We start from the raw sequence: 14,452 nt of genomic DNA on the forward strand, positions 1-14,452 counted from the left end.
CATATTTCTGGCGGCAGACACCAGGCCCTTACATTACACCCACTATCTAACTTTCTCGGTGGGAGAATCCCAGCACCACGTCGTTGCTGCACAACTGCCCGTGCCCGGATGCCGTCGTCATGGTGGACGCCGAGCACCGCATCGTCGTAGCCAGGCATCAGCCCGACACCCGCGGGTTGCTTCGGTGGATCGTGCCCCGGCGTTCCTGGTACTCCCCCTCGGCACCCGGACGGCAGAGCGCGACCGGGCACCGGCCATCCGCACTTGGCTCGACCGTCCTGTCGGCCGAGACCCCGTCTCGCCGGGTATGCGCGCAACGCCCGTCCGACTTCAGCAGGGCGGCCCAGGGAGACGGGGCACTCGGACACCGATTGATCAGGCGCCGGCGCGCAGCGGCTGCAGGGCCTTCGACCAGCTGACGACCTGGTCGAGCATGGCATTCACGGTGGGCTGGTGGTGCGGGCCCGGCATGAAGACACTGTAGTTCTCGAAGTCGGCCAGGAGGGACAGCGCGACCTGGGCACGGACCGTGGCGATCTGCAGCTCACTCGCGATGAGGCGGAGGTGCTCCACGGCGCGGGTGCCACCGCCGGAGCCGTAGCCCACAAATCCCGCGGCCTTGTTGTTCCACTCCGCGTACAGGTAGTCGAGCGCGTTCTTCAGGGCGCCCGTGGTGGAGTGGTTGTACTCAGGGGTGACGAAGACGAAGCCGTCGAACTCGGCGATCCTCGACGCCCACGCCTTGGTGTGATCGTTCTGGTACTGCCCGAACGACGGGGGAAGCACCTCGTCGAGAAGCGGCAACGGATAGTCCGCCAGGTCCACGAGCTCGAACTCCGCATCGGAACGTTGCTTGGCGATACCGAGAACCCAGTCCGCCACGGCGGCGCCGTTGCGCCCCGGACGAGTGCTACCGAGGATGATCGCGATCTTGGTCATGTCGTGCCTTTCGTCGGTACGGCGCACGTCGGACACCGGAGTGGTGCCGGGCGCCGGGATATGACGCGCGTCGCAAGCCCCGCCGCGGTTCCGGAATGGAGTCCGCCGAGAGGGTGACCGGGAGCTGGGTGAACCCGCCCCCCAAGGAGAGCGCACGCGAGGTGACCCTCCTGAGGCCTCCCCCTCCTCGAGTAGCGCGCGGGCTCGGCGCCAACGACGTCGTCGGCCGGGACAGTAGGACGAGGTAACCGAGAAGGGCAACCAGGATGAAATGCCCGATCTATCCAGCGATGGGCGCGAGTTGCGGGCTGGCGCTACCGCCGGAGTCAGCCGCTCGCGAGCCGCCCGTCGGTCGCCTTCATCCGCCGTATCAGCCCTCCGACGGGGGTGCGTGGGGTCACCAGCACGTCACGCTGCTCAAGGGCTTGGCACTCAGGCAGCCGACCCCTCAGGGCCAGGCCTCGGACCCGAATCCTTGCACGGCAAGGCAAGCCGGCAGGTGGATCCGTGCACGCAAAGGCAATACGACGACCAGTGTGCCGCTTACCTTGGAAACATCGGAGAAGTTGCGCTCCGGTCACCCGTTGACAAAGGAGTCGAACGTTGAAGCGTTCAGTCACGACCGCTCCTTCTCCATGCACTGACAACGACCAGGGATTCGGGCGGGGCCGCGCCGTTGCCGATGAGGAGTCCGTTCAGTCCGCCGCTTGTTCCGACCGCCACTCGCGGGGGCTCATGCCGTACGCCGCTTTGAATACGCGACTGAAATGGGGTGCGCTGGCGAACCCCCACCGGTGAGCAATCGCCTCGATCGTCATGAATCGATGCACAGGCGATGCCAGTTCTCTCCTGCACTCTTCGAGGCGCTGATTCCTTATCCAGTCGCCGAGTGTGATTCCCGCTCGGGACAGAGTCAGGTAGAGCTGGCGTACCGAAACATGATGCTCGGCGGCGATACGTGCGGCAGTCAGGTCGGAGTCTGCCAGATGGAAACGGACGTATTCCTTGACACGCTGAAGAAGTGTGTTGTGCAGAGGCCCTCTGGCCAGGTCGTCGCGGTCGAGGCTCGTAGTGGCCACCGCCCTGATCAGGTCGACGCAGGGCTGCGCGAACAAGGAGGCCTCGGCCTCACCGACAGCGGCCCGGTTACGGCCCAACCGGGCGAAGAACGCTGCTGCGGCGCCCACGAGCGGGCGCTCCGAACCGATTCGTGCGGCTGTGACCTGACCGAGCAGGGACGGGCGCAGCCCCAAGACGTGCGTGGGAACGCGAACGACGACCGCACGCACGGTGCCGTCAAAAAATATCTCATAGGGCTTCGCATTCTCGATCACCGTGAGATCTCCCGCCCGGATCACTCCCTGTTTGCCTCCCTGGCCGAACCGGGTGACCCCAGTTTCCTGCAGAACGAGGAACACGTGCGGCACCACGTCCTCTTCCACGGAGGCGGTTCCACGCCGGAGGCCCGACACATTCCAGTCGATTCCCGAGACTTCCACTGCACCCATCGTGTTGATGTCCGCAACTGCCCTCAGGTGAGCCGGATCCACATGAAGGTCCACCTCGATCCGGCCGTTCACTGACCGCGAGAGTTCACGAATGGCTTCAGCACGGTCACCGGGCGCCAGTGACTTCACGTCGAACCGAATTGCCATGTGAGCTCTCTTCCAAACCGACCGTGGGCGGGCGTTGCCAGGTAGGTGTCCCACGGTACAGCCACCAGTGCCCTATATTGCGACTTGCGCTATATTGTGCACGACTAAATTCGCGTGGCCTTGCACTATGCCGTCGGATCCAGGGAGTACCGGGTGGACCCCAGCCGATGACTGCCGCCTCGTGCTCGAGCGCTGCCGCTGGGACCCCGACCTCGACCCGTCCTGGAGCGGGTCTGCTACCCCCCGGCTGGCCATCATCGACGCCGGCACCCAACTCGTGGTGGCAGCGGCCCGTCCCCGGCACCGTTGCGGGCGCGAGGCATGGCGGGACTCCGGTCTTCTGCGTGTTCGCAGGCGCACTGCCTGGTCTCGGCGGGCCGGCGGCCCCGTGGTGACAGCACTCCAGCTCGCTCTACGGCCCAGAGCGCCGTTGAGAAGTGCTCCGCATGCGCGGGTGGCTGTTACTTCACCGTCGCCGATGGCCTGCCGCTTTGGCGGTGGAAGGCTGGTTGCATGCCGTTGCAGCCTTTCGCGCCCGACTGGGATCGCGTGTCCGTACAGCAGGCCGAGCAGTGGAACCGGCTCGCCGTGGCGACTACCGCTTGCACGGCAACCTCATCGACAACCACCGACTCCCGGCCGGCACCCCGGGCCAGGCCGCCCCTGCGCAGGCAGAGCCAGGGCAGGACTCAATCGGTGACACCCACGCCGGACCTCACACGGGTGTCACCGGTCGTACTGGTCGGTGTACTGCGGCCCGTCCGCCTCGGCCTTGCACCCCTCGCCGCCCGCGGGCATGCCGTGGGAGAGCACGAGGGCGTAGGACTGCGGGACGAAGTCGCAGCCCTTGCCGGACCACTGGGACGCCAGGAACGTCCAGCCGACGGCAGCGGCGGCGAGCGTGTACTTGGTCTTGGCGTTCATACGAGATCGCGCCTCGGTTACGTAGGGTAATCGTGACCCGACTAGGGGTTTATGTGCAAGTATGACCGGATTGGGATCATGTGCGCGACTCGGCCTTGAGGGCAGCGCACCCGAGGGCAGTCACGGTGCGGGGCTTGGAAAGTCATCCCTACAGGTCAACCCACATGGCGCTACCCAGTGAGGACGCCACCGGGGAGACGTGCGCGCAGGACTCCGCGGCCTTCAAGCTCGTGAACGATGAAGGGCCCCAGGCCGGGCCGGTGGGAGCGATGCTCCCTGGTCGCAAGGCCTGGTACGGCCGATCCGCCAGCTCGTTGAGACGCCGTGGCGCGCGGTCCACGCGTCACGGCGTCACGGCGTCACGGCGTCACGGCGTCACGGCACCAGGCAACCAGGCCGAACCCGCGGCAGCGGACAACGTCAAACGCACACCAACACAAACAGGACCAGTGCCACACTCACCCAGCGGACCACCGCACAAACAGGCTGTAGACCGTGAGGCGGCTGCCGGGGGGCGCTGTTCGCCGTGTCCGGCGGACACCAGTCGGACCGGTTGCCAGGCACGGACGCCGAACTGGTAGCCGGCTGGCTCGTTCAGAGATCGCGGCGGCCGTGGAGGTGTCCTGGATCGGACGGGACAGCAGAACAACCAAGCCCGGACTACAAGGACCAGCCTGAAAGTGAAAGACAGGCCGGGCATCAATGCAACCAGCAAGTGAGCGACAGAACCAGTATCAAAGCGTTCCGTTTCGCGTGACGAACCAGCCTCTGGCATGATCTGACCCCACGTCGGCTCAGGGCGTAGCGCTAGCCGGGCCGCGCACGCCCCGTTGACGTCACCACGGAGGAACGCATGGACTTAACACTTGCCCAAACGGTGGCGGCCAAAGTCGCCGAGGGCGCCCTCGGAGCTGCGAGTTCCCGCGCCCTGGAGGCCCTGCTCGACATGATCCGGCAAAGGTTCCGCCGCGACGGCGAAGCACTGTCCGCGCTCGACACGGCTACAACGGACCCAGAACCCCTGATCGCGGCGCTGTCGCTGCACATCGAGCGTGACCCGGACTTCGCCGAGGATCTGCGCGACTGGCTCAGGGACGCCGAAGCAGATCAGGGTGCTGTGCCCGCTGCCACGCTGCGGCACAGCACGCAGAACACGATTTCCGGCACCGTCCATGGCCACGTCATCCAGGGCCGGGACATCAAAGGCCGCTTCAGTTTTCGTGGCCTCCATGGCCGGGGGGAGTAGCAGGTAAGTGAGCATTGATTCCTCCTCCTCGCCCGACCGCACCAGCAACGCCATCAGCGATGGTTCACAGGTCAGCGGCAACGCCTACCAGGCCAAGAACATGCACTTCGGTGCACGTTCGACGGGGATTACCCTCATCGCTTTCGCCGGCGTTGTCGGACTGACCTTCCTTGGCTTCACCATCGCCGGTTCGGGACCGGCAGGTGGTTCCGCACCGACTGCGGCAGACGCGTCAAAGTCCCCGACCGCCTCCACCAGTGCCTCACCCCCGCCGAGCTCGCTGCCCCCCTCCCCCAGCACCCCGGCAGCGTCCCTCGCTGCACCCGCGGCACAACAATCCTCGGAGCCGGCTCAGGCCCGTCCCTCCGTTAGCGCAGCCGGCGCTGCTCCCACTGCGGACCGCTCCATCACGCAATGCCGAAGCCACACTCCGACGAACATCGGAGACATCGCCACCGCGAACCCCTGCATCAGAATCGAGAGCAACAACACGATCTACATCTACGACAACTTCACCGCCCAGAAGACAGGTCCGGTCACCCTCTTCATCTGGCTCATCGACGGTACCGGCGCGCCCATCCGCAAACAGATGCGAGCCTGCCCGATCAATTTCAAAAGTGTCGGCGAAACGAAAGCATGCTCCCTCCGAGGCATCACCCCTCCAGGGCCCGGCCAATGGGCAGCTGCCGTGACTGCCGAGGACGGCACTCACACACAACCTGCCGTCTGGAGCACCTCGTACAAGGGCACTCAAAGCGGAGCCGTGGTCTGGGATCCCGCTGGCAGCTGACGTGAAGCACACCCCGCGACCCCGCCGCCGGGGACGTTGCGCTGCGGGCGCAGCGGCGGTGACAGCGGCTCGTGCGAGCCGCCGCAAGCGCCGGCGCCAGGCGTCCGCCACGCCGCTGCGACAGGGCGAACGCCCCACGCATCAGCCCGGGGATCCGTGGCCGTGTCTTCGGCATGGCGGGATACCTGATGCCCTTCGCCCAGGCCAACAGCTACGTCCGGAGTTTCGGCTTCTGGGGCGCCCTGCGGGATATGAGCAAGGACGCGATCGATCCCTTCGGATTCGATAAACTGGTGGAGCCCCCCAAGGACGCCGGCGGCATCCGCGACCGAATGCGGGGAACTGCGCCTGAGACATCCGAGCTCCACAGCGGGCCACCGCCGGACGAATCCGGCGGTGGCCCACCGCCTGTGCACGAGGTGTCCTCAGTAGGGCGTCATCACCAGATCACCGATCACCTGCAGCCCGACCTGCGCCGCGAGCCACGGCGCGCGCTCGGCCTCGATCTGCTTGACGTGGACGAAAACCGTGTGATCCGTCGCGGGCTCCTCCAGTTCGAGGTCACGCGCATTGACACACAGCGTCACGAACGCACCCCTGGTGCCACCGTACCCAGGCCGATCTCCGGGGCCTCGGGCCAACCGGACCCCGGACTTACGGAACGCATCGACGGCGAGGTTCGAGCATCTCGGCCTGGAGTCCGGGGACAGATCCGTGAAACGGGATTCCGCAGGCCGGCCCACCGGCATCCAGGGGCTGGTGAAAGTCCAACACCATCGCCATCCTCTCGGTAGTACTGCCGCCATTGGTCGGCGGCGGACCGAGGAAGCGAGACACGAACCCGAACACGGCCGTCACTTCAAGCCCCAGCGTCTGCACGCCGACAAGGCCTACGACATTCCCCACCTGTGGAAATGGTTACGCGGACAACGGATCGGCGTGCGTATCGCCCGCAAGGGAATCGACTCCAGCCAGCGACTCGGCCGCCGAAGGCGGGTCATCGAACGCACCTTGTCCTGGCTGACCGGCTACCGCCGGCTCAACCACCGATACGAACGCGACCCCCGCAACTACCTGGCCTTCCTCGGCCTCGCCGCGGCCCTCTGCTGCTACAAACGACTCGTCCGCCTCACCACATAGGACACAGTCTTAGGCGGAAGGCGGTGGACATGGCGAAGTACGGGAGTCGCAACAGCACGGTCGACCATCCTCGCAGCTGGCCCGCTCCAAGGGCTCCCAGCCCGGGCAATAGGTTGACACGTCAGCGACACTCGACTGACTCTGGCTCAGGGCCGTGACCAGATGCAATATCAGGCGCGTACAAGGTCGGGTCTGCCTCGACTACGCCGCAACTCACGGGCACACCTCGATGGGCCGTGCACTGTACATCCCCCGCTGCTGGACCGTGAGTCCCGACTGCTGCCGACGACCGGGCTGGATGGGACGCTGAATGTGAACCGTTCCGGGTTCGATAAGGAATCGATCACTTGAGGGGATCGATTCCTTATCGAACCCGGAACGGTTCACGCTGCTTCAAGCGCCGCCTGGCCGATGTCGTCTACCACACGCTGTTCAGCCACCGGGATATTTCTCCGATCACCACCTGCTTGACACAAAGAGGTGCCGTTCATTTGGGGAGGCGAAGAGCGTCAGATCTCGAGGTAGGGGGCGATGGTGGCCGCCGATGTGGCGGACTCCAGGTAATTCGTGGCGTGGTGGAAGCGGTAGTGCGCGCTGATGACACTGGTATGGTCCAGCGCGATCCCCGCAAAGTGTTTGCTCAGTTGAGGTGGGACAGCGACGGGATCGCCGGGGTCGGCGATGTTGACCCACCGCGTCTGGCCCGGCAGCCGTATCCCCTGAAGTACAGCACCTGATGCTCGGGGCGCGGGGATTAGCCGGTCGTAGACCACCCGCGGGAGTGCCAGCGGCGAACCCAGAGTCAACAGCAATTCCGGTTGCAGCTCGGGGTGAGCTTGCAGAGCTTCGTAGGCGACCACCGAACCCAACGAGTGGGCGATGACGATCCGCGGTTGATGCCGGGCAATCCGCGTTGCCACCTCCTCACGTGCCGCCACCCGCTCCGTTGCGTCCTCGGCTCGCATATAGGCAGCGACCTCGGGAAACAACATTCGCAGAAATACGCGCAAGGGCCCCTCAGCAAGATCGAACTTCCGCGCAACCCAGGCTGACAACGCACGTAGTGGCACGGTGGCGTGACCCTGCGACACCTCCTCGGGAACGCCCAGCTGGCGCGCCCACGCTGCCAGGATCTCCTGCGCGAGTGGGTCGTGCAGGGCGTCACCGTCGGCCGCACCCTGGGCGACGGGGCCCGTTTGGAGCTTGTCCGCGTAGTATGCGAAGTCAAGATCAATCCGCTTCGTCGGGACGCCGAGGCCGGTGCACAGCTGTCGTGCCCAAGCTGCAGCTTTCAGCACACGGAGCTCTTCGACACGAGCAGCGGAAATATCTGTGCCGAAACCATTTCCGACGCCGTGCACCGCAACGATCCGTAACGGTTCGATGGTGAGGCCTATCAAGGGGACCCGCCTTTCAATCGCGCCGATAGTTGAGCACGACCACTTCTCGACTGAAGGCCACGATTACGGTGGCGTCAGATGTGACGGACACGGCCGATACCATGGCAGGTAGCCGATATTTTGCCAGGTGGGTGTGGGCCGTCAGATCCCAGACCCGTATTGACCCGTCTGCGCTGCCCGTAACGACGTGCACGTGGCCGTCTACCCGGGCAGTGGCTACAGCTGTCACCCTGTCTGTGTGGCCAGTGAGCGAGTAGAAGTATGCCCCGGTCGTCAGGCCCCACACGCGTACCGTCTTGTCAACGCTGGCGATGACGGCGTGAGGTTCACCCCCTACCTCGGCGACTGCTACCGCATGTATCCAGTTCACTCGGCCAGCCAGCTCGTAGGCCTGAGTTCCGGTGGCCAGGTCCCATACCCGTATGGATTCGTCGCGGCTGGTCGAGACGACGTGAGGTCGCTCACTGAGTTCGATCACCGCCAGGGAATGAATCATCCCGGTGTGGCCGGTCAGCTGGAAGGATTCGGTGCCGGTAACCATATTCCACACCCGCACCGAGCCGTCGGCGCTGCCGGTGATGGCATGCGGTCGGCCATCCAACTCGGTCACCGCCACCGCACGCACCTCGTCGCTGTGGCCGGTCAGCTGGAAGGATTCGGTGCCGGTAACCATATTCCACACCCGCACCGAGCCGTCGGCGCTGCCGGTGATGGCATGCGGTCGGCCATCCAACTCGGTCACCGCCACCGCACGCACCTCGTCGCTGTGGCCGGTCAGCTGGAAGGATTCGGTGCCGGTAACCATATTCCACACCCGCACCGAGCCGCTTCTTCCAGCGGTGACAACGTGGGGCTTCCCTTCGAGTTCGGCAACCGACAGCAGCCCCATCGAAAGAATCCGTCCATAGCTCGTTTGCTTCTCGGAACCAGGGGCCAGGTCCCAAACCCGAACGGACCCGTCGTAGCTTGCAGTCACGGCGTGAGGCCGGCCGTCCAGGTCGGTTACCGCCGCCGCACCTACTACGTGGGTATGACCGGTCAGCGTGTGGGTCAGGGTGCCGGTCGTCAGGTCCCAGATCCGCGCCGCGTTGTCGTCACCTGTAGTGATAACAAGGGGTCGGGCGTCTATCTCGGCCACTGCCACCACGCTCTCACCAGTGCGACCCTCACTGGCCAGCGTACGGAAATGAGCGCCTGTATTCAGGTCCCACACTTGTACCGGCTCGCCGTGGCTTGCAGTGACAGCGTAGGGTCGACCGTTCAGCTCGGCCACCTCCAGCGAATGCACTCCACAAGTTTGGTCGAACAGTGTGCTGGTCTCGGTGCCAGCCGTCAGGTCCCAAAGCCGCACTGGCCCGTTGAGGCTGGTTGTAATGGCGTAGGGTCGGCCGTCCAGCTCGACCACCGCCAACACGAGAGCCTCCTGGGTCGCGCCGACCAGCGTGCGGATGTGTGTACCGGCGGTCAAGTCCCACACGCGAATCGAGTCATCATGGCTCGAAGTGACTGCGTGGGGTCGGCCGTTCAGCTCGGCCACTTTCATCGATCGGATTCCATCCGTGTGGCCAGTCAGCGTGGCAGCCTGGTTGCCAGTCGCCAGGTCCCACACCCGTACCGACTCGTCGTAGCTTGCGGTAACAGCGTGTGGTCGACCTTTCAACTCGACCACCGCTACGCCGATCACCACATCGGTATGGCCTGTAAGGGTATGTGTCTGCGCGCCAGTGGCCAGGTCCCATACCCCCACGGAGTGGTTGTTACTAGGGGCCACCGCATGCGGTCGGCCGTGCACCTTGGCCATCACCACACTGGAGGCGTCCGTCATGATAGTGCGGATCAGTGCCGTAGACACTTGGTTGCCGGTTGCCCATAGCACCCGCCAGCCAGAGCCGCTGAGTAGCTTCCTCCGCAGCGGTTCCTCGCCGAACCTCGCCGCATCCAGGGCCAGAATCTGGCCTCGCTCCGTGGGCGACAGCCTGTGGTGGACACCCGAGGACACGCGGTAGATCGCGGCGTTAAGACGGGCTTGGTCAGATCGAACGTGCGTGAGGACGTTGGCCAAGGAGTGGGGGTCGCAGTATTGGAGACAGCTGGCGTCCTCAAGGAGCGCGTCTACACAGCCAGCGTCGAGGGCGTGCTGGGCCATGTGGCGCAGCAGGTAGGGAGCTACCAGATGCCATTGTGTACGGCCGGCAACGTCCCGGGGCACGCAACTCATGAGGCGCTGGTACAGACGCTCGGCAGAATCCGGCGATTGCGCCACTGTCGTATGAGAGTCTTGATGCTGTGGCTGAATTCTTGAGGTACGCAGCCATGACGCGAGCTCTTCATGAAAGAGCCTGTATAGCGTGGTGCCATCTTCGTCGATGTCGCGATGCAGATAAAAACGTGCTTCGCCGCCTAGCAACGCATAGAGATCCAGCAGAGGGAGGGGGCTATCGTCAGCGGTGGTGAACGCGCTGGCTGCGTGCGCCAGGACGCCCTCAGGCATGCCCCGCCCTTGGGCAAAAGCTAGTGCAGTAAGTACCGGACGAAGCAGCAGCTGGCCGGCATTACGTTCAAGGTCGAGTTCAAGTAGCGCCGGCAGACTCCGAGGCACGGCTCGGCCCAGCCGGGCAGCCTTCTCGGGGGAGGTGGGAGGCTGTGACAGATTGAGGAGGTAGTGGACGTAGAGCCCAGCGGTCAAAAACTCACCCCACTCCAAAGCAACAGCGTCGCCGGTCGCGCCGCGTTGGGTGAGCGTTTCGGCAATCGCTACGGCTAGGGCTTTCCGGACCGTCCGGAGAGTCCCGGCTGCGTAGGAGTTACTGGCCTCGAGTAGCCGTTCCACATACGCCACCAGATCCTCGCAGACCTGATCTGGTGGGATCGCGCTCAGGTCAGTATGACCATTGGCACCCTGGGCCAGGGCCAGCAAGTTGTGAACCCGCTCGTCGTCACGCGTGCCGACCAGCAACCGCAACCGGCTTCCTGGCGAGAGCGCGTAGCGGGCGAGGGGTTCCAGCAGCGCCGCGCTGATGTCCCCGGGCCGTTGTGCTTCGTCCAGGGCATCGAGCACCACCGTGACGTGTCCTCGGTCCCCGGGTAGACGGGCCATCAGATAGTCCGCCGGATTTTCGGTTATGTCCCTGATCTCGGTTCCGATGCCGCTGTCGACGTCTGGGGCGCTCATGTCCCTCAGTTGACGGGCAAGGGAAGCGACAATGTCGTCTAGGGTAAGCCGACGAGCGTGGATCACGGCGATCCGCTCGTTCTCCCCTGGTGCGGCGCTACCCAAGCCAGACCAAAGCGGCCTCGTGTGACGGCGCAGTGCCGGATGCGCTGCGCATACCAGGATGCCCAATACCGCCGACTTCCCCACGCCGGGCTTGCCCGTGATTACCCGCACTCCGGGGCCGGTCGTAGTGTCATCGAGCCAACAGGAGAAGGTGCGGAGCTGCGGGGCACGGCCGCTGAAGTAGCCGTCGGTCCAGTCACGGTGGACCGCCTCTGCCGCGCCAGCACGTCGCATGAAATGCATGGGGTCCACGGCCCAGTCAGCCAAGCGAGCCACTTCTGGCGGCAGGCTCCTGGTAGCAGCGGGATGGCCGCGTCCAGGCCGATAGGACGGATTGGGGAAGAACGGCAAGTGTGCCAGGTCCGTGTGGCCGGGTACCAGGCTCGTGAGTATCTTTTGTGGCAGACCGTGAGCTTGGACCGACAGTTCTTCGACTCTGCGTTCGACATCTCGCCAGACGGTTCGCGAAGGGATGTATTGAAGAGAGGGGTCGAACCGGACGTCCAGGGCGCGATATGTGTTCAAAACCTGCACCAATGCTCGGCTCAGCCGATAACCGAATGCCTTTTGGCCTGGGCCTGTCGCCGCTAGGACCCAGGCCCTTCGTTGGCCTACGTCCATCCGCGCATGCCAGGATTCCACGGCCGCATGCCCGGCGTAGCAGACATCGAGGACGAAGAGCGTCACCGGTCTGTGCTTCCTCGGGTAATCCTCGATCAGATCAATCCAGCCGCCTACGGCTGGCGTCAGCCGTTCTCCATCATGATCAAGGATGTATAGCTTCTCACTGCTCCCTTCGGCCAACTCTCCGTGCCCTACGATATGGACAATCAGCACATCGATATGCTCAGCCTCAATCGCGGACGCGACCAGTGCCGCGTGCCCCGTAGCCTCGTCCGGCCCCGGCCGCTGATATGGAACATAGCGAAAGTCTGCCTCAAGGACTTGCGCAAGCTCTCGGGCGTGGTCAGGTGCATGCTCCAGGACATCCAAGCCTGCCCTGGGAGAGTCGCCGTCTTGCGTTCGAGTTAGGGAAATCCCCACGGACAGCACCGCGTGCCGTAGGGCAATGAGACCTGCTTCGCTATCCGGCAGCCTTGTGCCCGCATCGCGCATCGGCAGTCCCCCGTCCCCTCACACCCGTCAGCGACCCAAGACTGACGATAGACAGGTTTGACTCCCCATGGGACGGTTACGACGTATAGCTGTCTGGGGGCTCATAGCCACTCGCCGTCCGCGCGGGAAGCCTTCGGCGCGGGAATCGTCCAGAGCTGGAACGAGGAGGTCATCGCCGTGCCCGACGTCAAAATCAACCTCTTCGAAGAGCCCGCCCGCGGACGCAAAAACACCACCGGCCAGAACCGCGACCGCCGCGCCCTGGACATCTACCCCACCCGGGTGCGGTTCATGGAGGCCAGCGCTGGCTGGAAATTCGTCCTCGAACTCCACCAGGAACACATCGACCAGACACCCACCATCTGAGCCGGCGACAACCCACTCGGCACGCCCCCACCACACCAAGCACCGCACCCAACCCGGCTCCGGACCGAACCGGGGCGCCCCGGTCCCGGCGGCGCCGCGGCCGTCCTGGCCGCCGTATGCGGTGAGGCGCCCGGCGTGCCCGTGATCCGTAGAGTGCTGTCTTCCGCGAGCGATGCGAGACTCATGGCCGACTCAGATCGCGAACGGGCGTTCGTAGGCGATCGCAGAACCGCCGGCACCGTACGTCATCAGGGTGGGGACCGCACCGTTCTGGCTGCCGAGCTGCTTGAGCCGGGCGATGAGCTGTTCGCCGTCGCCCGCGTAGTTGCCGTCACCCCACACCGTGACCAGGTGCGATGTGAATTCGCTGAGAACGCTGCCGGCGAGGGTCGTCTGCGCGTCGAGGCAGGCCGCGAAGCTGACTACCTTCGCCTCGACGACCGTCATCTCCTTCGGGCCGACGAGGTTGCGCACGCTGTCGTACACGGCACGGTTGGCTCCCTTGTACGGCCCCTCCCAGGGCTGCAGCAGCTTGCCCGGCGCTTGCGCGGCGTCCGCCTCGAGGTCGGCGAACAGCTGGATGATGTCCTTCGACTGGATGCTCGGCTCCGCCGGCTCGGCCAGCCGCAACTCGTCCGGGTCGAGCTCGTCGGCGAACACCCTGCTCAGCTGCTCGTCGGTCAGGGGCTCGGCACTGCGGGCCGCGGGCACTTCGTCGCTGTCGAGCTCTTGTCGGGTGACCGGCACCGTGGCGAGTGCGACTTCCAGTTGCTTGAAAGAACTGCCGAGATCTTTGATCCGGACATCCTTGATCGCCTTGCGGCCGATGGTGATCTGATCCTTCGCTTTGGCTGCTGTGGCGCTGTGGCAGCTGTCGAAGACCAAGAACACCCGCACTCCGGCGCGGAATTCGCCCAGCAGCTGGTGCAGTTCGTCGTCGACGAGCATCCGGTCGTACAGGCAGAGGGTCTCGTCCATGCCGTCGGGTTCGTCGTCTGCGCCGCTGTTCGGGATCTGGCTGCCGTGGCCGGAGAACGACAGCAGGAACGCGTCACCGGTGAACAGCGTCTCGGTGGCCGCGCGGATCGCCGCTGCAACGTTGACCACCGTCGCGTCCTCGTCGGCGAGCACGGACGCGCTGTAGCCGAGGTTCTCTGCCATCCGCTGCATAGCCTTGGCGTCGTTTACGCAGGACGCCAGCACGGCGACCGCGTCGCCGTAGTGGGCCGGGTCCAGTTTGTTCACACCGACATGCAGGCTCATCCCGGACGGTGTCCGCAGGACGTCACCGGAGAAGATCGTGTCGATCTGGGTCATCGTCTGCTTGCCGACGAAACCGTCGGCGTACAGGCCGTAGTCGCGCTGGAACGTCTCGACGGCGGTCGTAGTCCGGGCGCCGAACATGCCGTCCACTTGGGCCTGCAACAGGTATGCGTCACTGAGGTCGGCCAGCGCGCTCTGGATCGTGCGGACAGCGCCGCGGTGCGTCTCGCGCAGACCGATGGGCCGGACGTTCGACATCGCCGCCTCAAGGCGCTCACGGGTGCTTGCGGTCGTACGGCTTGTGAATCGCCTCGCAGTCAACATGGTCCTCCACCT

The 14,452-nt window shown here is 65.0% G+C and carries 9 protein-coding genes and 2 pseudogenes; 4 read left to right on the top strand and 7 right to left on the bottom strand.

From position 1 onward, the window contains the following. Positions 1 to 375: 375 nt before the first annotated feature. The 3 genes from OG937_02815 to OG937_02825 all read right to left on the bottom strand — a co-directional run bounded on the left by OG937_02815 (position 376) and on the right by OG937_02825 (position 3,518). Positions 376 to 939 carry an NAD(P)H-dependent oxidoreductase gene (locus OG937_02815; GenBank protein ID WUD70687.1) on the bottom strand — a complete coding sequence of 188 codons (564 nt, stop codon included), beginning with the start codon at positions 937 to 939 and terminating at the stop codon, positions 376 to 378. A 695-nt stretch (positions 940 to 1,634) separates the two neighbouring features. Beyond that, a complete protein-coding gene (locus OG937_02820) occupies positions 1,635 to 2,594 on the bottom strand; it encodes a helix-turn-helix domain-containing protein (protein WUD70688.1) in 960 nt (319 codons plus the stop codon). A gap of 726 nt (positions 2,595 to 3,320) precedes the next feature. Then, positions 3,321 to 3,518: a hypothetical protein gene (locus OG937_02825; protein ID WUD70689.1), complete on the bottom strand. Its 198-nt coding sequence runs from the start codon at positions 3,516 to 3,518 to the stop codon at positions 3,321 to 3,323. 853 nt (positions 3,519 to 4,371) lie between these two features. On the opposite strand from OG937_02825, the gene OG937_02830 reads away from it, so the two are divergent. Both OG937_02830 and OG937_02835 read left to right on the top strand, forming a co-directional pair. Then, entirely contained in the window at positions 4,372 to 4,764 is a 393-nt protein-coding gene (locus tag OG937_02830; protein ID WUD70690.1) for a hypothetical protein, read from the top strand. A gap of 7 nt (positions 4,765 to 4,771) precedes the next feature. Then, positions 4,772 to 5,554 carry a hypothetical protein gene (locus OG937_02835; GenBank protein WUD70691.1) on the top strand — a complete coding sequence of 261 codons (783 nt, stop codon included), beginning with the start codon at positions 4,772 to 4,774 and terminating at the stop codon, positions 5,552 to 5,554. Positions 5,555 to 5,979: 425 nt separating this feature from the next. On the opposite strand, the gene OG937_02840 is transcribed toward OG937_02835, so the two are convergent. After that, positions 5,980 to 6,141 carry a hypothetical protein gene (locus tag OG937_02840; protein ID WUD70692.1) on the bottom strand — a complete coding sequence of 54 codons (162 nt, stop codon included), beginning with the start codon at positions 6,139 to 6,141 and terminating at the stop codon, positions 5,980 to 5,982. Positions 6,142 to 6,379: 238 nt separating this feature from the next. Between OG937_02840 and OG937_02845 the strand changes: the two are divergent. Continuing rightward, positions 6,380 to 6,694 (top strand): annotated as a pseudogene (locus OG937_02845) (transposase). 509 nt (positions 6,695 to 7,203) lie between these two features. Here the strand turns inward: OG937_02845 and OG937_02850 are convergent. Both OG937_02850 and OG937_02855 read right to left on the bottom strand, forming a co-directional pair. After that, positions 7,204 to 8,094, bottom strand: a complete 891-nt coding sequence (locus tag OG937_02850; protein WUD70693.1) for a hypothetical protein — start codon at positions 8,092 to 8,094, stop codon at positions 7,204 to 7,206. A 13-nt stretch (positions 8,095 to 8,107) separates the two neighbouring features. Continuing rightward, positions 8,108 to 12,208, bottom strand: coding sequence for a hypothetical protein (locus OG937_02855; GenBank protein ID WUD70694.1), 4,101 nt, complete (start codon positions 12,206 to 12,208; stop codon positions 8,108 to 8,110). Between the two features lie 396 nt (positions 12,209 to 12,604). Here OG937_02855 and OG937_02860 point away from each other — a divergent pair. After that, positions 12,605 to 12,853 (top strand): annotated as a pseudogene (locus OG937_02860) (hypothetical protein). Between the two features lie 192 nt (positions 12,854 to 13,045). On the opposite strand, the gene OG937_02865 reads toward OG937_02860, so the two are convergent. Further along, complete coding sequence (locus OG937_02865; protein ID WUD70695.1) at positions 13,046 to 14,440, bottom strand: caspase family protein; 1,395 nt, start codon at positions 14,438 to 14,440, stop codon at positions 13,046 to 13,048. Positions 14,441 to 14,452 lie beyond the last annotated feature (12 nt).

This window comes from Streptomyces sp. NBC_00510, assembly GCA_036013505.1.
Classification (GTDB): domain Bacteria; phylum Actinomycetota; class Actinomycetes; order Streptomycetales; family Streptomycetaceae; genus Actinacidiphila.